The organism is Caproiciproducens sp. (assembly GCF_053840905.1).
Genome location: NZ_JBNLXQ010000016.1, coordinates 14,307 through 40,320, shown reverse-complemented (window position 1 = coordinate 40,320; position 26,014 = coordinate 14,307). Strand labels below are relative to the sequence as shown.

Here is a 26,014-nt window from a genome sequence, read left to right as displayed (position 1 = left end):
TACAATCAGTGTGGCAGGGGGCGGCAATTAAAGGCCAACCTGCAAAAGTCGTGCCTTGATGATTGAAGAAAGGGAGAAAGTTTTAATGAGGAGCGGAATTTGAACGGCAAAGGAGCTATGAGCATGATGTACACCGCATTGTCGCAGTTCCCCCATCAATTCCACCGAAAAGTTGATTCACATTTTCACCTCCTTTCTGCGGCGGATTTTCAGCCAATCGGTTTGGTAATACCCTCGATACCGGAGCATCAACACCCTCGCATATCAGAATCCCGGCAGCACTCAGCTGCGAACCCACATTGCTATGAGGCTGACCGTCAGCCGGCAACCAGCCGTCGGTTTGAAGAGGGGGAACAGACTTTAAATGAACGGCCTTTCGGCCCAACAGGGGGTGCAAGAACTTTTACCTGATTGACAATAGTCAATGATATCATGGGCACCATCAAGCCGACTGCGCTCGGTTTGATGAGCTAAAACTTATTATATGAGGAGAAGAGAAAATGAAAAGAATCCATCGACGTTTTTCAGCGATTTTTCTGGCACTTTCCTTGATGCTCGGCACCCTGTATCTACCTGCCTTCGCCGCTTCCGGGGAGGATGAACCCGTAACGGACAGCGGCGGAATCGTTACCATACGAAATGAGAACTATACCTTAAAGGTGGTAAAAGACGGGTTCCGCTACGGTTTCTACAAACCGGACGGGACCCCGTATGTGGAAGAACATGAAGAATCCGGAATCCGCTTTGGCACAGCAGGGCAGGAACCTTCTCCTGCTGTTTCATCCGAATTTGAAGATTATACGGATGACACCGCGACTTTCACGGTCACCAACAAAGACGGAAATACCGCCAACGTCACGCTGGACCTCTCCGATACCTCCGCGAAGCTTGAGATTGAACCGAATAATCCGGACGAAAATTCCTTTTTCGTCATCGACGCCCGCGTCGGAGGGCTTCCCCATACATACGGTCTGGGCGACCTTGGCGCCTACGACAACGGTAACAATGTTCGCAACACAGCCAACCTTCTGGGGATTAACAGGATGAAGAACGGGGAGTTCGCCGGGAGAAACGACGGCTATGGCTTTAGCCGCCGATATGTCTCCGGCTTCATCATCGCGCCGGACCGTGATTTTGCCATGGTAGTCTTTGAGACCGATGACAAGCGCGTCTCCCTCCAGACGGACGAAAGCCTGCTGGGCGGCCTGTATACGCAAAAGCTGACCCTCTACTATTTTTTCGGAGACACCAAACAAATCTACAGCGATTATCGGGAGGCCCGGGAAGCGGAAGGCTACTATGACACGAAACCGCGCTACCAGATGTTCGGTATCGGCTGGGAAGCATACGGCTCGCTTGGAGAAAGTGTTTACCAGCAGTCTGTCGAGGATACCGTCGATGAATTCATTAACAGAGGATATCATCTGACATGGGGCGCCGTTGGTTCCGGATTTTGGGAAGGGAATCTTAAATCCCAAAATCAAGGAATGACCACCAGCTTCGGCATGTGGGACGATACGGCCGATCCCGCTGAAGGCGACAAACGGTCAGACGGACGGCCCAACCCGCGTTTTCCAAGTCCGGACGGAATGAAAACCTTTTTCCAAGACAGAGGAGTCGCGCTGCTGCTCGGATTGCGCATTAACTTCAGGATGCCGGAGGAGTACGGCGGCGGTTATATTCCGGAATACGAGGGTCCCTTCTCTCAGCAGGCAGTTGACAACGGCTATCTTCTGAAAGATCACCGCTCCGGAAATACTTTTATGACGAAATTGATTACCCTGGTTAAACCAACAGGCAATAACACGCTTTGCGGCCTTATTGACGGCTCCAATCCCGATGCGGTGGACTGGTATCTGGACGGTACCGACCTGTGGGGTGTCGACGGGTTCAAGGAAGACACCATGCTGTGCACCAGCGCTCATGACGACTCTAACTTTGATAAGGTCCTTTTCCCCCTCTCCAGTGACCGGAACAAGCTGGTGATCGTACGCTGCGGAGCTTATTCGGTGCCCGGCGACATCCTGCGCGCCAATGATTTCAACTACTCAGCTGCAAACAACTACAACCGTATGCCGATGAATCTCGGCGCCTTTGCCGCCAGCGGGCAGGGCAACGTCTATCCCGATATCCTCGGCGGCACGGGAGGAAGCACCTCAAACAGTGACTTTAACCTGTGGACCACGCGGGAAGCCTGGCTCGACGCACTGTGTCCCTCCATGTCCGTCGGACTTCCCATCTGGAAAATGAAGAACGAAGCATATGAATCCGCCATCAAAAAGGCGGTTACGTTCCACTCCACCTATGCGCCCTATATTTACAGCGCGGCGCTGAAAAACTATGAAACAGGCTACCCTTACGCCCATACGCCGCTTTACATCTCAAATCCGAACGACCCTGCCACCCATGAACTTTATAATGCCGATACACAGACCTGGGAATGGATGGTGGGAGAATCGCTTCTGGCGGCTCCCATCTGGGGTAACGACTATGCATCTCAGACTTCACGGGACATTTATCTGCCAGAAGGCGACTGGATGGATATTGAAACGGGTGAAACCTTTAAAGGCCCCGTGACGCTCAAGAATTACGAATTACCCCTTGATAAGACACCGGCCTTTGTTGGCGGCCAGGGAATCCTTGTCGGAGAAGATCAGGAAAATCAGGGGAACTATTTCGCCGAGGTGTATCCGGTGGTGAAAAAAGGGACGGTATACGACTATACCTATGTGGACGGCGAGACGACCTCCGCCATCACTGCCGACATGGACGGCTTCAATCCCAATACACTGACGGTGACCGACACCACCACCGAGGAACCGGTGGAATTCACGGTGGAGAAAAACACCTCTGCGATCCGGTTCGCCTATGAGGCGGGGCACGATTACGAGCTCACCGGCGGAGAACCGCAGGGACTGATGCTGAGCGCTTCGCTGGGCTGCGATTCCATAACCACCGCGGTCAACGATACTGTCAACGACATCGTGCACCCCAGCGTCGTCATGGACGACGGAAGCAAAGTTACCGACCTTTCCGAATTTGACAAGGTCGAGTATGAAGCCGGCAACGACACCATCCTTTCCGTGGAGGAAAACGGCACGATAACCGCCCTCAGAGCGGGGAACACCACGCTCCGCGTCGGAGTGACAAAAGATGGGCAAACCGTCTGGTCCGATGCGGTGCCTGTTACGGTAAACACACGGGACATCACCGTCACTTCGCCGGCATATGACGCTGAGATCTACAATGCCGGTTTTACGGTGACTGGTACGACAAAGGGCATCGCTTCGATGGAAGCGGTACTGAAAAACAAGACGGGCGGCACAGCCGGAGAGGGATCATTGGATCATCAGAACGGTGCCTTTTCCATTGCGTACAAAAATGTGCCCGACGGTGAGTACACTTTAACGCTGACAGGGAAGGATGATCAAAACAAAGCAGTTGCAAAAACGGACTGGCCGTTAACCGTAAACTCATCAAACGGCATGGTTACGGAGCGTTTTGATGGGAGTTCCTCTCTTACATGGAAGCCGGACGGCGGCGGAACATGGAATACGGAAAACGGAACCTTGAGCGGAAACATCCTCCCGGGTGCCTCGGCCTGGTATGTGACTGACCAAACCGTTTCTGCCCCATTTTATTTAAGCTCCGATATCAATTTTCAAAACGGAAGCACCTCTGGCGGTTTGACATTCGGATATACGAACACCTCCAATTATTATCATGTGAGGTTCGATCATGCGAGCGGAATCCAGATCTTACGCAATGGGGGCGTAATTCTGACGCAGGAAAAACCCTACCTCATCTTCGATTACGGTAAAGATTATAATCTGGCAGTGAACGTCCATGGAAGGCAGATCGACGTGTATGTAAACGACGACCTTGTGCTTTCCTATACATCCGATAAAGATATTCCGGAAGGGAAAACAGGCTACCGGTTGTACAACGCAGCAGCAAATCTGGATAATTTTACGCTGCTTCCCGGAATCAACACGGGCCTCGTGAAAACTTCCTATGTTGACACAGAAAATAACCCGTTGGCGGACACCGTTAATCTTCGCAAACCGATCGCAGCGGACTATAAAACGGAGCGAAAGGAGTTCGCCGGATATACCCTCAAACAAACTCCGGAAAACGAAACGGGAAAAATAACCGACGGAGTAACTGAAGTCACCTATATGTATGAGAAAGATATTCCGGTCACGGGGACGGTCACTGTGAGATATGTGGACGAAGACGACCATGACCTCCGGGAAAGCGCAACCTTGAGCGGAGAGGTGAACACACCGTACACCGCCTTGGCTGAAGCTATTCCAGACTATACCGTTGTCGGAGACGACACAATAACCGGACGTTTCCGCGAAGATCCTGCAACAATTACGTTTCGCTACCAAAAGGGTTCTCACTCGACAGGCACAGTCACCGTAAGGTATGTGGAGGATCAATCCGGCAGAGAGATCCACAGTGCAGACACGCTCAGCGGCGAAGTGGGAACTTCCTATACAATATCGGCTAAAACCATACAGGGTTATTCCCTCGTCGGGAGCGGCACGGCAATCGGGCAATTCACGGGGACACCCGCGACCGTCGTCTTCCACTATCGAAAAAATACGACTTCTGAAAGTCCTCGGAAGGATTCAGTTGATACCCCCGAAGTCAAGCCATCCGAAACCTTTAAGAGTGACACCACCTCCGACTTTTCCGTCAACAGCACGTATGTATTCAAGATTACAAGCCGGAACGGCCTGATCCCGAACTTTGTGGTGGGGACTTCCGGCGTGTTTACCACGCAGCTTGTGAAAACGGATGGCAATGATTACTACTTCAAGATTACGGCAGTCGGTCCGGATGGTGCCAAGGCCGGCATATACATGAACGGGGTCAAGGTTGCTGTCGCAACGGTCGTCAACGCGGCTTCCGCCGTAAAGAGCGACACCACCCTTCCGTTCACGGTCAAAGCGGGCGCGTCCTATGTCTTCAAGCTTACCGCCGACGCAAAACCGGTCTTTGTGGCGGGAACCGTTTCCGCATTCCGGGTCGATTTTATCAACTCGTCCGGAAAAGATCACTTCTTCCGGGTCACGGCGGTCGGCAAGGCCGGCACGGGCTCAGGGTTCTACATCAATTCTCAAAAAGCACCCGTGGCGGTGGCTTCCGTTACAAATTGAGCCATCGGCATCGGACCCGCTGGTTTCCCTGAGCGTTCTCAGCGCATGAAGAAAGCTTCCGTTCGTAGGTGAACCAGACCAGGAAAAACAGAATTGAAAGAAAAAACCTCCAGTCGTAGGATTGGACCGGACTATACTCCGAAGAACGGACAGTGAAAAAGAGACCTCCTGTTGTAGAATAGAAACTACGACAGGAGGTCATGTTATTCCCAGAAAATATACGCCCCTCCCATTTTATGAAAACCGCGTAAAGCGAAAGCGCTCCGGTCTCACCGGCGCCGCTCTTTTCCGCAAAGCAAAGCGGCCGGGAACGATATCGTTCCCGGCCGCTTTGCTTTGTTATGGTGAATTGACGTGTAATCAGAAGGTGACGTCTTCGCCGTAATAGGCGCAGGTAAGCACTTTCAGCATATTGTCCGCGTCGGTTTCTCTTGGGTTGGAGCCTGTGCAGGGGTCGCCGACGGCGTTGACCGCAATTTCCTTGCAGTGCGCCTTGAAGTCTTCCTCGCTGACGCCGTTTGCCTGATAGGTCTGGGCAATACTGAGCTTTCTGTTCAGCTCGCGGACAGCTTCCACAAGGGAATTGGTCAGCTGTTTGTCCGTAGCGCCCGGCAGGCCGACTTCCCTGGCAATCTGCGCGTATCTTTCCATGCAGACTCTGGAGTTGTACTGGATGACGTTCGGCAGCAGGATGGCGTTGCAGCAGCCGTGCGGAATATGGAACACCGCGCCGGTCTTATGGGCAAGGCTGTGCGAGATTCCCAGAAGCGCGTTGGAAAACGCCATGCCGGCAAGACACTGGGCGATGTGCATTTTGCCGCGCGCCTCGGCGTCGCCGTGGTAGGAATCAAGGATACTGTCAAAGATGCTGGAAATTGCCTTGAGCGCCAGCGCGTCGGAAAAATCCGAACGGGCGGAGGCAACATAGGCCTCGATCGCATGGGTCAGGGCGTCCATACCGGTATGCGCGGTCAGGGTTTTCGGCATGGTCATCGGGATATCGGAATCCAGGACCGCAATGTCCGGCGTAATTTCAAAGTCGGCAAGAGGATATTTGATATCGGTGGAATAGTCCGTGATCACGGAAAAAGCCGTCACTTCCGAAGCGGTCCCGCTTGTGGAGGGGATGCCGACGAAAATCGCTTTCTTTCTGAGCTTCGGCATGGTGAAAGGATTCTTGATATCGTCAAAGGTTTTCTCCGGATATTCGTAGAACACCCACATCGCCTTTGCAGCGTCCATGGGGGAACCGCCGCCGATGGCAACGATCACGTCCGGCTCAAACTCGCGCATGGCCTTGGCGCCGTCGTATACTCTGTCGATGGACGGGTCCGGCTCGACACCGTCATAGATAAAGGTCTGCAGGCCGGCGTCCTTTAAAACATCGTCCAGCTTCTGCAGAAACCCGGTTTTTCTCATAGAATGGCCGCCGGTCACAATAAAAGCTTTCTGATAGCCCTTCAGATTTTTCAGCTCGCTGATCGCGTTCGGTCCGAAGTAGATGTCTCTTGGTAAGGTGAATCGTGCCATAAATATTCCTCCTGATTTTTTATTTGCAATTGTTAAAAGTATAACAATCTTTGTTTGATTATTATCATACCACTTCGCTCCGCAATTTTCAAGGTATTTTTCTCATTTTATTTAGTATGATTTCCCTGCTGGCTTTTTATGTAACCCCCAAATAAAAAAGCCGTTTTCCGCCCTGTTATCCCTCGGAATTTCTGCGGGGGAAACGGATTGCGGGAAATTCCCGTCCCTTCGGACATAAAAAAACCGGACTGCTGAAAAACAGTCCGGCTGCCGGTTCATGAATCAGGAGGACAACGGCTTGTCGTAAAAACGGCAGGCGACGAAATGCCCGGGGGACACTTCGCGGAGCTGCGGCGTATACCCGTCGCACTCGTCGGTCTTTTTGAAGCAGCGCGAGCAGAACCGGCACCCCTCGGGGGGATTGATCGGGCTCGGCACGTCGCCGCTCAGGATAATGCGCTGCTTTGATTTCGTCGGGCCAATAAACGGAATCGCGGAAAGCAGAGCCTGCGTATAGGGATGGAGCGGGTTGGCATACAGTTCCTTCTTCGGCGCGATCTCCACCAGCTTTCCCAGATACATCACGCCCACGCGGTCGCTGATATGCTTCACGACGTTCAGTCCGTGGGCGATGAACAGATAGGTCAGGCCGAATTCCGCCTTCAGCTCGTCAAGGAGGTTCAGGACCTGTGCCTGGATCGAAACGTCCAGCGCGGAAACCGGCTCGTCGCACACGATCAGCTTCGGCTGTACGGCGAGCGAGCGGGCAATGCCGACACGCTGGCGCTGTCCGCCGGAAAACTCATGCGGGTAGCGGTTCCGCTGATGGTTGGCCAGCCCGACGCAGTTCAGAAGATAAGTGACCCTTTTCTCGATCTCGTTGCCGGGGAGCAGCTTGTTGATTTTGATCGGCTCCGCGATGATGTCGCCGATCGTCATGCGCGGGTTTAACGAAGCATAGGGGTCCTGGAAGATCAGCTGGATATCCTTGCAGAAGCCGCGGCGCTTTTCTTCGGACAGCCCGGTCAGGTCGGTGCCTTCAAAAATAATCTGTCCGCGCGTAGGGGTATAAAGATTGACCAGCATTTTGCCGATCGTGGTTTTCCCGCAGCCGGATTCGCCGACAAGTCCGAAGGCCTCGCCCTTATGAATGGCAAACGACACGTCGTCCACCGCTTTCAGGACGCTGGTCGGGCGGCCGAAAAAGTCGGTTTCCAGATTAAAATATTTGGCCAGATTTTTAACTTCTACCAATCCTTCACTCATGCTTTTCCGCCTCCTCTGTTTCCGTTCCGTAAAGGAAGCAGCGCACCTTATGGCCGTCCCTTTCAACCAGTGCCGGCATCTTTTCGCGGCAGCAGTCCATGCACCGGTCACAGCGGTCGGAAAAAGCGCAGCCGGACGGCATCTGGAGCGGATTCGGCACCATGCCCTTGATCATATAGAGCGGTTCGCTGCTCTCGTCCTCCAGCCGGGGAATGGAACGGAGCAGGCCGAGCGTATAGGGATGCATCGTCTCTTCAAACAGTGTTTTCACATCCGCTTCCTCAACAATTTTCCCGCAGTACATCACGATGACGCGGTCGGCGGCCTCCGACACCACGCCGAGGTCATGGGTGATCAGCAGGACGGCCATGTTGAATTTTTCGCGCATGTGATAAAGAAGGTCGAGAATCTGCGCCTGGATCGTCACGTCCAGCGCGGTGGTCGGTTCGTCGGCGATCAGCAGTTCCGGGCGGCACGAAAGCGCCATGGCGGTCATGACCCTCTGGCGCATCCCGCCGCTCATCTGGTGCGGGTAATCCTTCGCGCGCTCCGCCGGGGAAGGGATGCCTACGATGTCGAGCATATGGACAGCGCGTTCCCACGCCTCTTTTTTAGAGAGCTTCATATGCGTCATGATGCTCTCCATGATCTGGTCTTTAATGCGGTATACGGGGTTGAGCGAAGTCATCGGCTCCTGAAAGATCATGGAGATCTGGTCCCCGCGGATCGCCTGCATCTCCGATTTGCTCTTTTTCAGGAGGTCCTCGCCCTTAAACAGGATTTCTCCCCCCGTCACCCTGCCCGGCTCCTGCACAAGGCCCATGACGGAAAGTGACGTTACGCTTTTTCCGGAGCCGGACTCTCCCACGATCGCCAGGATTTCGCCTTTATTCAATGAGAAGCTGATATCGTCCACGGCGTTGACGGTGCCATGTTTCAGCTGAAATTCCGTTTTTAAATGGTTTACTTCAAGCAACATAAAACTTCACCGCCTCTAATTCTTTCTATATTTCGGGTCGAGCGCGTCGCGCAGACCGTCGCCCAGCAGATTGAACGCCAGAACCGTCAGGGTAATGGCGATGCCGGGGAAAATGAGCGTGTAGGGCGCGGTGAAGATAAAGCCCCTCGCTCTGCCTAACATATCGCCCCACTCAGCCGCCGGCGGCTGCACGCCGAGGCCCAGAAAGCCCAGGGCGGCGGTGTCAAGAACCGCGGTGGAAATTCCCAGCGTCGCCCTGACCACAATGGAGGAAAGCACATTCGGAAGAATATGCTTGAAAATGATGCGGCTGTTTTTGTTCCCGATGACCCTGGCCGCCTGCACATAGTCGTTTTCTTTGACGGACAGGATACAGCCGCGCACAATGCGCGCGTATTCGGGGATGGAAACCAGGCCGATGGCGATGACCGCCTTATCGATGCCCTTGCCCAAAGCCGCCATAAAGGCGATGGCCAGCAAAATGGAAGGAATGGCGAGCATCATATCCATAAAGCGCATGATAATCGTATCCGTCATTCCCCCTTTGTAGCCGGCAATCGAACCCAGCACGACGCCGACCGTCAGGGAAAGGGCGACCGCGCTCAGGCCGACGGTAAGCGAAATGCGCGTTCCGGCAATGATCCTGCTGAAAATATCGCGGCCAAGCTGGTCGGTTCCGAACCAGTGCTCGGCGTTCGGCTGGAGAAAGCTCTTGGTCATATCCGATAAATTCGGATCGTACGGCATGATCAGCGGCCCGAAGATCGCCAGCAGCGCGAGGAAGCCGATGACGACGAGGCCCGTAATCGCCGCTTTATCCTCACAAAGCGCTTCCCACATCTCTTTTAACTGGGATTCCGGTTTTTCGAGAACGACGGCTGCCTGTGATGAGGATTCTGTTTGCGGCTGCTCTGCTTTTTTCTGTGTCATGACAAGCTAACCTTCTTTCCTGGAAAATTTGATGCGGGGGTCGATAAACGCGTAAACAACGTCTACCACAAGATTAATGAGCACGAAGATGCACGCGATCAGAAGCACGACTCCCTGTACGACGGGAAAATCGGATTTCAGAATGCATTCCACGGTATAATTGCCGATGCCCGGCCAGGAAAAGACGGTTTCCGTCAAAACCGCGCCGCCCAGAAGGGAGCCGAGCTGAAGGCCGATGACCGTCGTGACGGGGATCATCGCGTTGCGCAGCGCGTGGTGGGAAATCACTTTCCTTTCGGACACGCCCTTCGCCCGCGCCGTACGGATGTAATCCTGATTGAGCGTTTCCAGCATGCTGGAACGGGTCATTCTGGTGATAATCGCCATGGAGTACATACCGAGCGCCAGCGCCGGCAGAATCAGATGCCGGAGCACGTCGACAAAAGCCTCCGTATCCCCGATAGCAAGCGTGTCGATCAGGTAGAAGCCCGACGCCGCCATAGGCTGCAGAAGCGGGTCGATCCGGCCGCCAGAAGGCAGGATATGCCACACGCCCGCAAACAGGATGATCAGCAGAATGCCCAGCCAGAAGATCGGCATGGAAACACCGATCAGCGCGAGCACCATTCCCGCGTGGTCAAAGAAGGAATTCTTTTTCACCGCGGAAACAACGCCGATGATGATGCCGAAAAGGGACGCGAAAATAATAGCGGCAATCGCAAGCTCGATGGTGGCCGGGAAGCGCGAGAAAATTTCCTGTGTAACAGGCGTTTTTGTATAGTAAGACGTTCCGAGGTCGCCGGTGACGGCGCCCTTGATGAAGTTAAAAAACTGGAGATAGAGCGGGGCGTCCAGACCGTTTGCCGCACGCCACGCGTTGGCGGCTTCCACCGTAGCGTGCTGCCCCAGAACGATCGGGGCCGGGTCCGGTGAAAAAACCCGCATGATTAAGAACACAATGACCGAGACTCCCAGCAGCACGGGAATCAGCATCAATATGCGCTTGACGATATACTTGAACATTTGCAACAACCTTTCGTTGTATCATAACAAACAAGGATGCCGGAAGTCGTATTGAACAACCTCCGGCAATTCATAGAATCCTTTCAAACAGAATTCTGCGTTTTGTCTACAAACACCAGTTCAGCTCTTGGAAACACCGGAAAGGAACACGACGCCGGTCATGTGGTAGTAGAAATCCTTTACGTTGCTTCTGTAGCCGCAAAGAGTCTTGCCGTGGGAAATCGGGAGCCATACGGCTTCTTCGGCGGCTTTCTTTTCAAGATCCGTATAAATCTTGTCGCGCTCGTCGCCGGCTTTCGCGGCAAGGCCTTTCGCAATCAGTGCCTTATAATCGGCGTTGTCATAGCGGGCAACGTTCATGGTCGGGTCTTTGTCGGCCATCAGGTTCATGAAGTTATCCGGGTCGCCGTTGTCGCCCGTCCAGCCGTAGAAGCAGACATCGTAATCGCCCGCCTTGACCTTCTCTTTGTAGGTGGTCCAGTCATAAGCGTCGATCGTGGCTTCCACGCCCGCATTGCGCAGGTAGCCCTGGATGGCTTCCGCAAGCGCCTGGCCGTTCGCGGTGTTGTACGGTCTGGGGTTGGTGTAGGTAATCATGTGGATCGTCTTTACGCCCGCCGCGGCGAGGGCGGATTTCGCGGCCGCCTGGTCGAACGCAACCTGCTTGACGCTTTCGTCGTAGCCCTCCATAAAGGTAGGCAGGACGGAAGTGGCGGGATCCGCATAGCCCTGATACAGGCTCTTGACCAGCTCGGGAACATTGATTGCCTGGGAAACCGCCGTGCGGACCTTCGCGTCGGTGAAGGGCGCTTTGGTGGTATTGTAAGCCAGATAGTTGATGTTCATGCCCGGCGCTTCGTAAATCTTGTTGCCCGCGCTTTCGATCTGGCTGACGACCGTCGCGTCGATTCCGTCGATCATATCGGCTTCGCCGTTGCTCAGGGCAACCACTCTTGCGGAGTTGTCTTTGATGAACTTGAAGATCACGTTCTTTGTCAGAGCTTTGTCGCCCCAGTACTCGTCGTTGCGCGTCAGAACAACGTTCTGGCCCTTGGTCCAGCTTACGAATTTGTACGGGCCGGTGCCGCAGGGATGCTCGTTCACATTATTATTGTTGTCCTTCAGCGCTTTGGGGCTGACCATCGGCGCGCCCAGGCACATGGCGAGGTTGTTGAGGAACGGTGTGCAGGCGGCTTTCATGTTGATTTTGACCGTGTTTTCATCCACGGCTTCAACATCCTTGACGGAGCCGAATACGAATCCGGCGTAGCCCATATCCTCCGTTACGTTCGGGGCAAGCTGGCGGTCAATGTTGAATTTAACGGCTTCCGCGTTAAAATCGGTGCCGTCCTGGAATTTGACGCCCTTTTTCAGATGGAAGGTGTATGTAAGACCATCGTCGCTGACATCCCAGCTTTCCGCAAGGGAAGGAAGAACCTTTGTGGAATCTTTGTCGTACTTTAAAAGGCCCTCGTAAATGTTTACCATGATCTTCGCGGATTCACCGTCATCCACGAGTGCCGGGTCCAGACCTCTGGGGTCGGCGCCCTGCGCGTAGATCAGGGTGTCCTGTGCTCTGCTTTTGCTGGTATCTGCCGCAGACGCCGCGCCGCTTTCCGCCGCGGTGCTGCTTTTACCGCCGCCCGAGCAAGCCGTCAGGCCGGCGCAGGCAATCACCGCCGCAAGAACGGCAGCCAGCAGTCTTTTGCTCTTTTTCATCGTTAAAACCTCTCTTCATCATTCTTTTATCCAATTTTCTGCTTTAACAGGGTTGCGCTTTTACGGGGTTTCGCAGTCATGCTTTTAAGCCAAAACACTGTAAATGAGGAAAGCAACGGGATAAAAAGACAGGCGCCTAACACCAACAGTCAAGCGCCTTTGCCTTAAACAAGCCTATTCTATCATTTTATTTGCAAGTTTGCAAGAGTAAAGTTGCAGAATAACGCCAATGGTTTCTAAAAATTACAGGTTTCTATGGAACATTTGCACAAAGAGGTAAGGAATATTCCTGTCAGACCTGTTTCGATCATTTTTTCACGGCCGGAAAAGGAGGCATATTTTCCCAAATCCCCCGGCATTTTCCGTCTTTACAGCCGAACTCAATAGACGGAAATGCTGATATCCGCCGCGGCTTTTGTCGCGGGGTCTATGGCGTAAATGACCGCGGTACCCCCGCCCACGGCCGTAATTTTGCCGGTGGACGCGTCTACGGCAGCCACGCCGGCGGAAGAGGACACCCACAAAAGCGAGGAAGCCTCCACCTTATTTCCGTTCAGCGTAATATTGTCCGGCGTATAGTCGCCGAATTTCGCGATTTTTACACTGCTCTGGGAAAACACAAGCCCCGAGGAGGAAACGGCGGGGGCCGCGGAGGAGCCTGTTACGGTGACGGGTACCGCCGCGCTTGTCCAGTCGCTCTCCGCAAGAGTCCTGTAATAATACCGCACCTTGGTTGTGCCGGCGGCGACGGCGGTCATCACCACATGCCCCTGTGAGTCCGCCGAAGCCTTGATAATACTGTCGTCGTCGACCCGCAGATAAATGACCCCGAAATACGCTTCGCTGACATAGCTGGTGTTCTGCACCAGCGAAATCTCATTCAGTGTGACCGACGCGGAGCAGTTTTCGTCGTTCAGCGCCGAATCCGCAAAAGCGGCGGCGGAAAAGCTCGCGAGCAGCAGCGCGATGACCGGAACCAGCACCGCGGTCCTCATTTTCTTGATCATGGCAGTTCCTTCCTTTCTCATCAGGCCGTAGCCGTCTCGTTTTCAAAAAGCTCGCCGTCGATAATATTGATGACCCGTTTCGCGTGGGACGCCACGTGCAGGTCATGGGTAATCATCACGATGGTGTTTCCCATTTCATTGAGCTGGCTGAACAGCTTCAGGACCTCCCTGCCGGTTGCGGAATCGAGCGCGCCCGTCGGCTCATCCGCCAAAAGGAGCTTCGGCCTGCCGACCAGCGCGCGGGCGATGGCGACCCGCTGCTGCTGGCCGCCGGAAAGCTCGTTCGGCTTGTGGTGGATCCTTTGGTCCATTTCCAGCATCTCCAGCTTTTCCATGGAAAGAGCCTCCGCCTTTTTGCGGGTTTCCCCGCGGATCAGCAGGGGAAGCATGGTGTTCTGCAGCACGTCGTATTTCTGGATCAGGTGATATTTCTGAAAGATAAACCCGATCTGCTGATTTCTGAGATGCGTCAGCTGCGAATCGTTCATCTGATGGACCGGCTGTCCCGTCAGAAAATATTCCCCGTCCTGAAAGCTGTCCATACAGCCTATGATATTCATCAGCGTGCTTTTCCCGGAGCCGGAGGGCCCCAGAACCGCAAGGTATTCGCCCGACTCCACATCGAGTGAAATCTGCTTGAGCACATCCAGGGTATCGCCGCCGACCTGGTAGCATTTGTGGATTTGATTCATGGTAATGATATTTTCCATTTTCGGCGCCCCTTCGTTTATTTTGAAACAACGGCCACTTTGACGACCGTCAGCGTCCCGTTGACTTCCTTCTGCGAGATTCGCAGGATCATTCCCGCGGTAATACTGGAAAATCCGCTCGTGCGTTTCGTGGTCGTCCCCGCCGCTGCGGTACCGGCCGTTGTCTTAGTAGTGGAGCCGGATTTGGCCGAACCCGACCGGCTGGCGAACGTTCCCGTTCCGGTCCGGCTGGCGGACGTTCCCGTTCCGGTCCGGCCGGCCGCAGCGCCCCCCGCGGACGCGGCTCCCTGCTGGGCGCCCGCCTCAGCTTCCCCGGCCGTTCCCCCGGCCTGCGTCGTACCCCCCGTACCGGAACCAGACAGGGAAAGCCCCACGGGTATCAGCAGCGTCTTCGTTTCTCCGGAGGATACGAATTCCCCCGAACCGCTTTCCCCGGACATCGTTCCGAGCTCCAGCTCCACTTCATTCCCGACAATGGAAGTCACCTTCCCGATGATCTGATTCTGCGACTGCGACGAGGAATCGCCCTTTGCGCCGCTGCCTTTTGTGCCCGTACGCGTCCCTTCCTGCCGGTTTTCACGGCTCAGCCCGGACGTTGTGCGCTCCCCCTCGCTCTGGGAGGTCTTCCCCGACGAGCAGCCGCTGAGGGCGGATACCGCAACCAGCAAAACAATGAGGACGCATACCGTTCTTCGTTTTATCATGTTGACTCCTCCTTTTATTCCTGCTGCAAAGCTTCGATCGGCGTGAGCTGGGCCGCCTTATAGGCGGGATAAAAGCCGAACGCCGTGCCGGTCACCACCGCGAACGCAAGCGCCAGGACGCCGCTCACGGCGAGCGGCTCCACCGTCATTCCGGCCATACGCACCGCCGGCACAAGGGCAAACCCGGCAATGACGCCGAGCGCCCCGCCGAAGATGCTCATGAAGTTTGCCTCCATCAGAAATTCCAGCAGGATTTCCCGCTTGCTGCACCCTAACGCCTTTAAAATGCCGATCTCCTGCGTGCGCTCCCTGACCGACACAAACAGCACGTTCATAATGCCGATCCCGCCCACAATAAATACGATGATCGCGACGGCGATCAGCAGCATGGAAAGCGTGTTCGCCGAAGTGGTCGCCGCTTCCATTTCACTGCCCGCGTCCGTCAGGGTAAAGCTGCCGTTCGGATAATTTTCCGTCAGCACCGCCGTAATATTTGCCATGGCGTCGGAAACCTCTTTCACATCCGAAGCGATCGCCATAATGGACGGGGTCGCCGTGCTGCCGAGTACGAATTTCTGCGCCGTGGAATAGGGCAGATAAATGGAATCGTCGGGGCTGACGCCGGACGAGACCGTTCCGATTCCCGAAAGCACGCCGACCACCGTGTAGCTTTTCCCCTCGATCGTCAGCACGTCGCCGTACGCGGCGTAGGCGCTGCCGAACAGCGTTTTCGCCAGGCTGTTGCCGATAACGGCGACTTTATTCTTGCCGTCCTCGTCGTCCTGCGTAATAAAATCGCCCTGCAGCAGCTCCAGGTTGCTGATATCCTGGTACTCCGGCAGGCAGCCGACGATCGTCTCATCCGTTTCCTCGTCCAGATTATCCGTCAGCACCGCGCCCGTTCCGCTGATGACGATCGACGCGGACGAAAGGTCCGGCACATAGGAGAGGATATCCTCCACGTCCGTCGTGGTCAGGGTCACTCCCTTTTGCCTGGCGCTTCCCCCGCCCGTCTGGCCGCCCGACATTCCGCCGCCGCTCCCGCCGGTGCGGCTTCCGCCGCTGAAGCCCCCCCGGGTCCCGCCGCTGAAGCCGCCGCCGCTGAAACCGCCTCCGCCGCCCATATCCCCCGGGGGCATCATCCCGGCCATCGCGTCGGCCATATCGGCCTGCGTGCTGACGGTCACGTTGATGGCGCCGACGTTCAGGGTTTTAAACTGCTCCTGAACGTCCACCTCTCCGCCGTGCCCGATGGCAATGACCAGCACGATGGTCGCGGCGCCGACGATGATCCCGAGGGAGGTCAGCATGACCTTGGTTTTACTTTCCAGAATATTGATCCATACCAGATGAAGGATTTCACTGAATCTCATGACTTTGTCACCGCGCTTTCGACCAGAACGGTTTCCCCTTCCTGCAGGCCGCTTGCGATTTCAACGTACTGCCCGTTGGAAAACCCGGTGGTGACCGTCGTCTTTTTGGTCGTACCGTCCGCGTTTTTCACCAGCACGCTGGAAACGCCGTCCTCAAAGGTAACGGCCTGATCGGAAACATACAGCACATCCTTTTTCTGCTTTTTGATAAACTCGACCTCCCCGCTCATACCCACAAACACTTTCTTCGTATTGGGGTCGGTCATCTTTGCCGTGACCGCATAGGTAACGGAAGCGGACCCGCTGCGCGAGGGGGAAGCGGCGATGCTTTCCACCGCTGCGGCGAAGGTCTGGCCCTCATACGAGGTCAGCGTGATTTCTGCGTCCTGGCCGATCGACAGGTCGGTGACATCCTCTTCCGACAGGGAAACGGACATGCTGACGGAGGAGGTTTTGGCAATCGTGATCATGGCTTCCCCCGCTTTTACGTCGCTTCCGTCGGTGCAGCCGACCGCAACGACGATTCCGTCGCAGGGAGAGGTAATCGTACCGTCTCCGTTAATCGCGCTGTTGACGTCGTCCAGTTCTCTTTGCAGGCTGTCGTACGTCTCCTGCTGGGTGGAAACCGCCTGCGCGAGCTGGTTGACCGTCAGCTCATAGGCCGCTTCGGCGCCGGAGCCGCCGATCAGGCTGCTCTGCAGCGTCTGTTCCGCTTCGTCGATGTTCCCGGCTGCGGACTTCTGCGCTTTTTCCAGCGCAAACTGGGCCGTTTTCACTTCATTCTGGAGCGTGGTCACCTTGGAGTCGATTTCATCCGACGAAGCCGCCGTATCGCTGTCGTCGCTGCTGCCGGAGCTGGAGCCGTACTTGCTCCGGAAGGTTTCATTGTAATCGTCATAAGCCGAGGAATAGTTTCCATATTCCGCCGTGTACAGGGACACCTTCGTTTCCAGCGCCTCTTTTGCGGAAACCGTAGAGGCTATGTAGTCGGCATAATCGTTGTAGGCGTCCTTTGCCGCGTCGTATTCCGTTTCCGCCTCGTCTTCCCCGTCGTCCTGCGCTTTGGCCAGGACCCACGCGGAATACGCGGAATTTTTCGCCGATTCCAGAGAGCTGAGTCCGTCCAGCGCCGCTTTGTGGTCCTTTTCATACTGCTCCAGCTGATCCTCGTAGCTGCTCTTTGTCGTTTCCGTGTCGTCCCTCCACTTTTTCAGCTGATTCAGCTTTGCGTAATCCGTGGGGTAGCTTTTCTGCAAAGCAAGGTATTTCGCAAGGTCGTCCTGCTTTTCCTTGAGATCCTCCTTGGCGGAAGCGATGTCGTTCTGAATCTGCGCCTTGTCCAAAGATTCCTGCGTGTACGCGTTGGCGGCGTCCGACCTGCTTTTTTCATAAGTGAGCTTCGCGGTCTTGAGCTTGCTGTCCTGATCGGCCAGAGCCTGCTCAAGGGAAAGCTTAGCCTCCGCCAGCTTCGTGCGGGAATCCAGCGTCCCGTCGGTCACGCTGTTCTGATCCAGCTTTACCAGCGACTCCCCGTCCTTGACCGAATAGCCCACCTTCACAAGCACGCTGTCGATGGTGACATCCACCGGGAACGAAACGGCTTGCTCATCCAGTGCAACCGTGCCGCTTTCGCTGGTGCCCACGGTTACGTCGCCCTTTTCAACGGTATACTCGCGGTAATTGACCGTATTCTGCGAAGTCTTGATCTGATGGAGATACAGCAGAACCGTCGTCAGAACGGCAGCGCCCAGGACGACGCCCGAGGCGATGATGATACACCATTTTTTATGATTCTGAACCAAACGGATTCCTTTATTTTTTATTTTGAGTGCTTTCTCTTTCATAACTGACCTCCAATTTTCGCTTTCTACATCCAATTATAGGAATTTAATCTTAACCGAAACCTAAATTTTCGGCGCTTCACATAAATTTAAGCGCATCTTCACAAGGCCGTCACATGCGAAAAACGCGCTTCTGCTATAATATAGAAAAGACAAATGGAGGGATTCGGATGAAAATACTGCTGATAGAGAATGATAAAAAAGCCGCGGATAAAATCGGCAGACTGCTGAGCCGGAACCGTTTTGAATATTTTTCCGTTTCCCGCGGGGAAAACGGAGCCGATGAAGCGATGAGCGGCGTCTACGACGCGGTGATTCTGGACGCCGCGCTGCCGGACTGCAGCGGGCTGGAAGCGCTCAGGCAGATACGGAAAGCCGGCCACTGTGTCCCCATCCTGATGCTGTCGCCGAAATGCGGCGTCAGCGACAAGGTCCGCGGGCTGAACGGGGGCGCCGACGACTTTATGGAAAGACCGTTTGCGGAAGCCGAGCTGCTCGCAAGGCTCTGCGCGGTTTCCCGCAGGAAAGGGGAGCTGATTGCGGATACCCTGTCCTTCGGCGGATTGAAGCTGAACCTGAGCACCTACGAGCTGTCCGACGCCGGAGAAAGCGTCCCTCTTTCCAACAAGGAATTCGAGCTGATGAAATTCTTTCTTTTACAGGGACACAATATCAGCAGCAGGGAAAATTTATTGACGAAATTCTGGGGCTTTGAAAACTCCACGGCGGAAAACAGCCTCGAGGTACATATCACCTATCTGCGCCACAAGCTGAAACGGATTCATTCCGGCATCCGGATCCACTGCGTCAAAAACGTCGGCTATCAGCTAATGATCGGCGAAAAAACAGCAGGAGCGGGGTTTTGATCCCGCTCCTGCTGTTTTCTGTTTTATTCCCGGACGATATCCTTGACGACTTCCCCAGCCAGAATCAGTCCCGCGACGGAAGGGACAAAGGAAACGCTGCCCGGCACCTGACGGCGGATAGAGCATTTGCGCTTTGTGCCCGGCGGGCAGATACAGTGATATTTACAGCTGGTGGCGTCGTCGTCGATCGGCGTCATCGGCGGCTCCCTGGAGTACACCACCTTCAGGGAAGGGATGTTCCGTTTACGCAGTTCATTGCGCATCACCCTCGCAAGGGGACAGACGGAGGTCTGATAGATATCGGCGACCTCGAATTTTGTGGGGTCAAGCTTATTCCCCGCCCCCATGCAGCTGATGACGGGAACACCGGCAGCCTTCGCCCTTTCAATCAGGATCAGCTTGGCGGAGATGGTGTCGATCGCGTCCACCACATAGGAATATCGGGACAGGTCGACGGTATCGGCGTTCTCCGCCGTATAAAACATAGGAAAAATCTCCACCTTTGCGGAAGGATTGATTTCCAGTATCCGGTCGCGCATCACCTCTACCTTTGCCTTGCCGACCGTTTTGCGCGTGGCGATCAGCTGGCGGTTGATATTGGTCAGGCAGACCTTGTCGTCGTCAAACAGCGCGATGCCGCCGATTCCGCTTCTTGCGAGCGCTTCGGCCGTGTAGGAACCGACCCCGCCGATCCCGAACACCGCCACCGCCGCTTCCTGCAGCTTTTTCATCGCGGGAGCCCCCAGCAAAAGCTCCGTCCTCGAAAATTCATTTAACATTTCTTTCCCACCTGTATATTGAGTCATCATCAATTTTATCATTACAGCATTTCCAATTGATTCCGCAGCAAAATTGCGTTCCTCCCCCGCCTTTGGCGGGGGAGGAACGTGTATTATCCCGCAAACGGAAATGGAATTGCTGCAGATCTCACGGAATAAATTATACCGTACCAGCCGGCCTTTATCAATCGGTTATTGAAATAAAAAGTCTTTTCCTATCAAAGCGGTAATAGATTGACATTTTATCCGGGCGACAGTATGATAAAAGACAAAATAATAAAATGTCGGCAAAACCCGTCCGGTAGAAGAGCCGCCGGAAGCAAGCGGGCTGATTGCGGAAAGGATGTAGCAAATGGATTTGAATATTACGCGGGAGCAGGCATGGGCCCTCCTTACAGAGTACAACAAGGACCCGTTTCATCTGAAACACGCCCTCACTGTGGAAGGGACCATGAGATATTTTGCCAAACTGCTCGGCTTTGAGGAGGAACAGGACTTCTGGGGCATCGTCGGGCTCCTGCACGACCTGGATTTTGAGCTTTTCCCGGACGAGCACTGCATTCGCGGACAGGCCATCCTGCGCGAAAAAGGAGTCAGCGAGGATATCATCCGCGCGACCGCAAGCCACGGGTACCGGCTGACTGTGGATATCAAACCGGAGCACACGATGGAAAAGGTGCTTTACGCCGTCGACGAGCTCACCGGGCTGATCGGTGCCGTCGCGCTGATGCGCCCCTCGAAGAGCGTACAGGACCTGGAACTGAAATCGGTCAAAAAGAAGTACAAGAGTCTGAATTTTGCGGCGGGCTGCTCCCGGGAAGTGATCGGGCGCGGCGCGGAGATGCTCGGCTGGGAGCTGGATTACCTGATCGAACAGACCATTCTGGCGATGCGTTCCTGCGAGGACGCGGCGCAAACCGTTTAAAGCTTTTCGTTTTTGACGACCCACCGCCACAGCACGGGCTGAATCTGCGGATAGGTAAGGTTTTGCGGCAGCGCCGCGCAAAATTGGATTTCGGCCATTTCCATATCGGCGGGCAAATCGGAAAGGGATTCCACCTGCGCGTAAAACAGCATGCCGTAAGTGGGCTTCGCATTATGTATCAGGTCGTCCTCCCCTTCCACCGAATAAATGCAGACGGGCCTGATCTGAAATTCCACCGCGCCCGTCTCCTCATACAGCTCCCGTTTCGCGGTGTCGTGGATATCTTCCCCATTCTCGCGGTGGCCGCCCGGAATTTCCCAGGTTGTCCGTTCTTTATGGCGGCAGAGAATCCATTTCTCTCCCATGCGCGCCGCAATGATGGCATATTTGAGGCTGTCGTTCTTCACATAGTCCAAATCATGAAATCCTACTTTTACCATAAGTTCTTTTCCTCTTTTCATCAAAAATCGCTCCGTGCGGAACCAGCGGGTTCCGCACGGAGTCTTTTATTGCGACAGTTTTTGTTCCAGCTCTTCCAGATCATAAATCGGGGGCGAACAGGTATTGTTCTGACAGATATAATAAGCGCTCCGGCCATCCCCGAGCGGATATTCCGCCGTAAATTCCGCAAGCTTCTCCAGCTGCTCCGCGTTTTCCGCGCTCTTTATAAGCACGGTGGTGTTGGGCATTCTTTTTTTGTTCAGCAGGGATCTGACCCGTTCAAAATCGGCGCTGTCCTTTACCACGCACACGATTTCCCTGGAAGGGTACAGCGCGGCCGTCATGGCCGTCAGCGCAAAGCTGTGCCCCGCCGGAAACTCCTGCGCGGCGCCCGCCATGAAACGGAGCTGCTGATCCGCGGCCTCCTGCAAAGCCGGATTTCCGGTAAGAGCCGCCAGCTTTACCAGGCAGAGGGACGCCGCGGAGTTGCCGGACGGAATCGCCCCGTCATAGGTCTCCTTCGGACGGTAAATAAGCGGTTCCGCGTCGCTTGCGGAAAGATAGAAGCCGCCGTTTTCCCCGTCGTAAAACCGGTCCAGCATGGTCCGGTTCCATTCCTCCGCCCGCTGAAGATAATCCACGTCGCAGGTCGCGTCGTAAAGGCTCAGCAAAGCCCACACGGTAAACGCGTAGTCGTCCAGCCCGCCCGTGCCCGCGGCCTCCCCGCCGCGATAACGTACCCGCAGGCCGCCCCGCTCGTCGGTCAGGCTGCTTTGGAGAAAGCGCATCGCCTTTCCCGCCGCGGCCAGATAACGGTCATCCCCCAGAATCCGATAGGCATCGGCAAACGCCGTGATCATCAGCGCGTTCCAGGAGGTCAGGATCTTATCGTCCTTATGCAGCTTTGTACGCGTCAGGCGGTATTCATACACCTTTGGAAGCAGCCGTTCGATCGCCTCGTCCGGATGCTCGGCATCGGGGTTTCCGATCAGGTTCGGAATGTTTTTTCCCTCAAAATTGCCCCCGGGCGTCATTCCGAAATATTCGATAAAGGCCCGGCCGTCGCTTTCGCCCAAAAGGGAAACGATCTCATCCGGGGTAAAAACGTAGTATTTTCCCTCCTGACCGTCGCTGTCGGCATCCTGCGCACAGTAAAAGCCGCCGTTTTCGTCGGTCATTTCCCGCAGAATATACTCCATTGTCTTTACGGAGACCGCTCTATAGAAATCGTTTTGAGTGATCCGGAACGCTTCCAGATACGCGATGGTCAGGAGGGCGTTGTCGTAGAGCATTTTTTCAAAATGGGGGACCAGCCATTTGTCATCTGTGGAATAACGGGAAAAGCCGAAGCCCACATGGTCGAAAATCCCGCCGCGGTACATCTGCCGCAGGGTTTTTTCCGCCATCTGAAGAGCGTCCCCGTCTTTTTCCAGCATAGCATACTGAAGCAGAAACAGCAAGTTGTGCGGAGACGGGAATTTCGGGCTGGCGCCGAACCCGCCGTACTGGCGGTCAAAGGTCTGCCGGAACCATGACCGGGCGGAAACCAGAAGGTCCTTTGTGAGCCTGCCCGCTTTTTTCACCGTCTGTCCCCGAAGCGCCATGGCAATGCGCTCGCCGGAGCCGAGAAGCTCCTTCCGGTTTTCCCGCCACTGCTGCGCGGCGGAAGCAAGCAGGTCCATCAGCCCGGGCATGGAATACCGGGAATGCTTCGGGAAATACGTTCCCGCGTAAAACGGGCGCTGGTCCGGGGTCATCAGAATGGTCAGGGGCCACCCGCCGCTGCCGGTGAGCGTCTGACAGACCGTCATGTAAACCGCATCCACGTCCGGCCGCTCCTCCTTATCCACTTTGATCGCGATAAAATTCCGGTTCAGCTCCTGTGCGACCTCGTCGTCCTCGAAGCTTTCGTGCTCCATCACGTGGCACCAGTGGCAGGTCGAATAGCCGATGGAGAGGAAGACCGGCCTGTCCTCCGTTTTCGCCTTTTCAAAAGCCTCTTTTCCCCACGGGTACCAGTCGACCGGATTATAGGCGTGCTGCAGCAGATAAGGAGATTTTTCATGGATCAGCCGATTGGGCACCCTGTTTTCAGTATCAGGCATTTGATCACCTTCTTTTTTCTGTTTCGTTTAGTGTATCCCAAAAAGAAAAAGAATGCCATATTTATTCTTTTTCCCTGAAATTCATTCTGCGGCAACTCCATCTTAGTTTACGAAACAAAACACGTTCCTCCCCCACCTTCGGCAGGGGAGGAACGTCAGCTTTGCTGCGGAATCAACCGGGAACGCTGTAAACGCTGCACATATTAGGATAAAGCACGAACCGGGTTCAGGCAAAAACGGCTCCGGGGCTGCGGAGGATCGGAGTTTATTCCTCCGCAGGGACTTTTTCAATTTTACAGATCATTGTATTTCTCCTGAATTCGGCATTTGTCATCATTATTTCCCTTTTGGTGTGTATATAAGCAGTCTTACAGGAAGCCGGAAGAGTACTCTAAGCACACTTGTGCGAAGTGCACAACAGCCGGATATGCTTATGAAGGTTTTACGAAGGATGTTAGATCCGTTTTATTTTTCAATTTTGTCCTTTACTTTTCTTGCGTTTTCCGTAAGTCTTGGAATATTCCTAAGCAGATTCTGATAGAAAATTTTTACGTCCAAATCCCCCAGGACATAAAACACCTGGCTGTTCTCAACCGCAATGTTAAATAACAGTTCCTTTTCGTCTAACGTCCAATCGTCAAAGCCAGTAAGCTCTTTGATTGTGGAATGTGTCGTTGCAAAACTTCTGCTGCTTTCCAGCGCAATGAATAAATCCGTTTTTTTGCGGCCTTCTTCATTGTTTTGTTTATCGGCCTCAAGGTTTTCCTTTTTACATTGATAGTAAATATCTTCCAAAATTTCATTGGCAGCTGTACGGTCAATAATTGACTTCACCAAGTTGTCCAATTCCGTTCCCTGCGAATAATCAGCCGGTACATAATACTTTATCCTGCCGTCGTGCATCATTTTATAAACTTTAGATTTATCATTCGTCTCGGCATTATAAACGCCAATGGAATGCCCGCCGTAGGAATTTACAAGCTTCATGCAGGGAATATCTGTGTCGCTGTCGCCAATATAGACAATATTGCGAAACGGTACACGCATTTCTTCAGGGGCAAAAGAATCATTGACCCCTTGATCGTTGATATCCAGGACTCCTTTTTCAATCCGGAACAAAAACTGTGTTTTATTTGTATAGTTAACGACCTGCGCGGGCCATTTTGCAACGCCGGTTTGGGGATCATAGTAAAATGAACTTGCGTATATTTTTTTGAAAACGCCCTGTCTGGCAACAGACGTCCCCTCAATCATCTCTTTCAGCCCGGAGGAAATAATGTAGTGTTCAACAATAACACCCTTTGCAGTCCCATATTCACAGATTCTTTTGAACCAATCTTCCACACCGGGAAACAGATTGACCCGCGCGCCGTAATCGGCCAACGTCTTTTTGGTAAAGACGATATTCCCCTCCGCTGTCTGAACCATTTTGTACATATATGCCAGGTTTTGATCCATCTCGTTGTTTTCGGCCAGTTCGTTGGATTCCGTCCAAAAATCCCCTACGTCATATCTTACCGACTGAATATAACCCTGCGCCTGCATATTATCCGGCGATAAGGTTTTGTCGAAATCGTAGCAAATGGCCAGCACAGGCTTTTGTCCTTTGCTTTCCCGTTTAAACTCTTTTTGGCTCATATTTCACACCTCATTGAAGCAGTTTTTCCGGCTGCCTGCCCTAAACAAACCGCGAAAGTCGTTTTTGCTTTTCAGGGATACCCTGCCGGTCTTAGAAAAAGTTGGAAGTGCATCCCGAACTTCGGAAGATTTACACAGTGCGTTCCGTTACGGAGAGTTTACTCGTATCATACATCACTTTTGCATGATTTCTTTTAAGGAGCTCTTTTGTAATAAGCCCGCCTGTTTTCTTATCATAACATTCTCTGTAAATACAGTTGTTGCGAAATATCCCATCCGCTTCTTCGGAAAAAAATTCATCTGTCAATTTAATATGATATTTATACGGAAGTTCCCGATCAGCCCTTAGTTCCCCGCACAAATATTCCGACGTCGTATAAACGATCAGCTGAAAGACGTACTCGGTTGGATTGATAAAACGGTAATCCAGATAGTTGTACATAATCGAAGTCCCAACCCCAAACGGAATCTGCCTGCCATAATCGGGGAACAAATCCAATCCGTCATGATGATGATGTTCCACAATCTGCATGGGGGTATGCAGAACCATCCAATGGATCAAATTTGTAAATTGACACATACCGCCGCCAATATCTTTCCCCAGTTGTCCGTTACTGATGGTCAACCCTTCTTTATACCCCTTTTTCACAGTGCAGGAACCTACTAATTTCCAAAACGAAAAGCACTCTCCGGGGCGTATCATAACATTTGACACTTTGGGTGCGGCAATATTTAAATTCGCCGCTTTATTGTTTTGTAACTGTACATCTACATTTCCCAGCTTCCGGCGAATCAACGATTTATGTCTATATACCAAAACGGGTAAACGCTCGTTGCTTTTTGTTGTGGCGAATTTTTTAAGACAGGTCAAATTGAAAACATGGCGTATCACCCGACACTTCAGTAAAGATAATTTGTATGTAAAGGGTGATATCTCACAGAAAAGTTTGCGCTTTCTCTCCATCATTCCATTCTCCTGTTGATAAACTGAGATCCAATCGCCGCAGCCA

Annotated in this window: 19 protein-coding genes; 3 read left to right on the top strand and 16 right to left on the bottom strand. The window is 53.7% G+C overall.

Annotation, left to right across the window (positions count from 1 at the left end; all coding sequences use genetic code 11):
- Positions 1–500: 500 nt before the first annotated feature.
- Positions 501–5,168, top strand: coding sequence for a MucBP domain-containing protein (locus ACQGQ5_RS14065; protein WP_455737126.1), 4,668 nt, complete (start codon positions 501–503; stop codon positions 5,166–5,168).
- A 360-nt stretch (positions 5,169–5,528) separates the two neighbouring features.
- On the opposite strand, the gene ACQGQ5_RS14060 is transcribed toward ACQGQ5_RS14065, so the two are convergent.
- The 11 genes from ACQGQ5_RS14060 to ACQGQ5_RS14010 form a co-directional block, all read right to left on the bottom strand.
- A complete protein-coding gene (locus ACQGQ5_RS14060) occupies positions 5,529–6,698 on the bottom strand; it encodes an iron-containing alcohol dehydrogenase (protein ID WP_455737125.1) in 1,170 nt (389 codons plus the stop codon).
- Positions 6,699–6,980: 282 nt separating this feature from the next.
- On the bottom strand, positions 6,981–7,964 hold the full coding sequence (locus tag ACQGQ5_RS14055) for an ABC transporter ATP-binding protein (protein ID WP_455737124.1): 984 nt from the start codon (positions 7,962–7,964) through the stop codon (positions 6,981–6,983).
- On the bottom strand, positions 7,957–8,943 hold the full coding sequence (locus tag ACQGQ5_RS14050) for an ABC transporter ATP-binding protein (protein ID WP_455737123.1): 987 nt from the start codon (positions 8,941–8,943) through the stop codon (positions 7,957–7,959). Before ACQGQ5_RS14050 ends, ACQGQ5_RS14055 begins: the two co-directional genes overlap by 8 nt.
- A 15-nt stretch (positions 8,944–8,958) precedes the next feature.
- The gene (gene nikC / locus ACQGQ5_RS14045) at positions 8,959–9,873 is read right to left on the bottom strand and encodes a nickel transporter permease (protein WP_455737122.1); all 915 of its coding nucleotides are present in this window, start codon (positions 9,871–9,873) and stop codon (positions 8,959–8,961) included.
- A gap of 6 nt (positions 9,874–9,879) precedes the next feature.
- Positions 9,880–10,896: an ABC transporter permease gene (locus ACQGQ5_RS14040; RefSeq protein ID WP_455737121.1), complete on the bottom strand. Its 1,017-nt coding sequence runs from the start codon at positions 10,894–10,896 to the stop codon at positions 9,880–9,882.
- 120 nt (positions 10,897–11,016) lie between these two features.
- On the bottom strand, positions 11,017–12,615 hold the full coding sequence (locus tag ACQGQ5_RS14035; protein ID WP_455737120.1) for an ABC transporter substrate-binding protein: 1,599 nt from the start codon (positions 12,613–12,615) through the stop codon (positions 11,017–11,019).
- Positions 12,616–12,995: 380 nt separating this feature from the next.
- Entirely contained in the window at positions 12,996–13,622 is a 627-nt protein-coding gene (locus tag ACQGQ5_RS14030) for a hypothetical protein (protein ID WP_455737119.1), read from the bottom strand.
- A 20-nt stretch (positions 13,623–13,642) separates the two neighbouring features.
- Positions 13,643–14,332, bottom strand: a complete 690-nt coding sequence (locus ACQGQ5_RS14025; RefSeq protein ID WP_455737118.1) for an ABC transporter ATP-binding protein — start codon at positions 14,330–14,332, stop codon at positions 13,643–13,645.
- A 17-nt stretch (positions 14,333–14,349) separates the two neighbouring features.
- Positions 14,350–15,036: a hypothetical protein gene (locus ACQGQ5_RS14020; RefSeq protein ID WP_455737117.1), complete on the bottom strand. Its 687-nt coding sequence runs from the start codon at positions 15,034–15,036 to the stop codon at positions 14,350–14,352.
- 14 nt (positions 15,037–15,050) lie between these two features.
- Positions 15,051–16,409: an ABC transporter permease gene (locus ACQGQ5_RS14015; RefSeq protein WP_455737116.1), complete on the bottom strand. Its 1,359-nt coding sequence runs from the start codon at positions 16,407–16,409 to the stop codon at positions 15,051–15,053.
- Positions 16,406–18,253 carry an efflux RND transporter periplasmic adaptor subunit gene (locus tag ACQGQ5_RS14010; protein WP_455737115.1) on the bottom strand — a complete coding sequence of 616 codons (1,848 nt, stop codon included), beginning with the start codon at positions 18,251–18,253 and terminating at the stop codon, positions 16,406–16,408. Before ACQGQ5_RS14010 ends, ACQGQ5_RS14015 begins: the two co-directional genes overlap by 4 nt.
- A 167-nt stretch (positions 18,254–18,420) precedes the next feature.
- Here ACQGQ5_RS14010 and ACQGQ5_RS14005 point away from each other — a divergent pair, with 167 nt between their 5' ends.
- Positions 18,421–19,116, top strand: a complete 696-nt coding sequence (locus ACQGQ5_RS14005) for a response regulator transcription factor (protein WP_455737114.1) — start codon at positions 18,421–18,423, stop codon at positions 19,114–19,116.
- A gap of 23 nt (positions 19,117–19,139) precedes the next feature.
- Here ACQGQ5_RS14005 and ACQGQ5_RS14000 read toward each other — a convergent pair whose 3' ends face one another.
- Positions 19,140–19,895: a tRNA threonylcarbamoyladenosine dehydratase gene (locus ACQGQ5_RS14000; RefSeq protein WP_455737113.1), complete on the bottom strand. Its 756-nt coding sequence runs from the start codon at positions 19,893–19,895 to the stop codon at positions 19,140–19,142.
- 352 nt (positions 19,896–20,247) lie between these two features.
- On the opposite strand from ACQGQ5_RS14000, the gene ACQGQ5_RS13995 reads away from it, so the two are divergent.
- Positions 20,248–20,820, top strand: coding sequence for a hydrolase (locus ACQGQ5_RS13995; protein WP_455737112.1), 573 nt, complete (start codon positions 20,248–20,250; stop codon positions 20,818–20,820).
- Here the strand turns inward: ACQGQ5_RS13995 and ACQGQ5_RS13990 are convergent.
- The 4 genes from ACQGQ5_RS13990 to ACQGQ5_RS13975 all read right to left on the bottom strand — a co-directional run bounded on the left by ACQGQ5_RS13990 (position 20,817) and on the right by ACQGQ5_RS13975 (position 25,971).
- Positions 20,817–21,260, bottom strand: a complete 444-nt coding sequence (locus ACQGQ5_RS13990) for an NUDIX hydrolase (protein WP_455737111.1) — start codon at positions 21,258–21,260, stop codon at positions 20,817–20,819. The genes ACQGQ5_RS13995 and ACQGQ5_RS13990 overlap by 4 nt on opposite strands.
- 66 nt (positions 21,261–21,326) lie before the next feature.
- The gene (locus tag ACQGQ5_RS13985) at positions 21,327–23,366 is read right to left on the bottom strand and encodes a thioredoxin domain-containing protein (RefSeq protein ID WP_455737110.1); all 2,040 of its coding nucleotides are present in this window, start codon (positions 23,364–23,366) and stop codon (positions 21,327–21,329) included.
- 465 nt (positions 23,367–23,831) lie between these two features.
- The gene (locus ACQGQ5_RS13980; protein ID WP_455737109.1) at positions 23,832–25,004 is read right to left on the bottom strand and encodes an HAD family hydrolase; all 1,173 of its coding nucleotides are present in this window, start codon (positions 25,002–25,004) and stop codon (positions 23,832–23,834) included.
- Between the two features lie 130 nt (positions 25,005–25,134).
- Positions 25,135–25,971, bottom strand: coding sequence for a VanW family protein (locus ACQGQ5_RS13975; protein ID WP_455737108.1), 837 nt, complete (start codon positions 25,969–25,971; stop codon positions 25,135–25,137).
- Between the last annotated feature and the right edge of the window lie 43 nt (positions 25,972–26,014).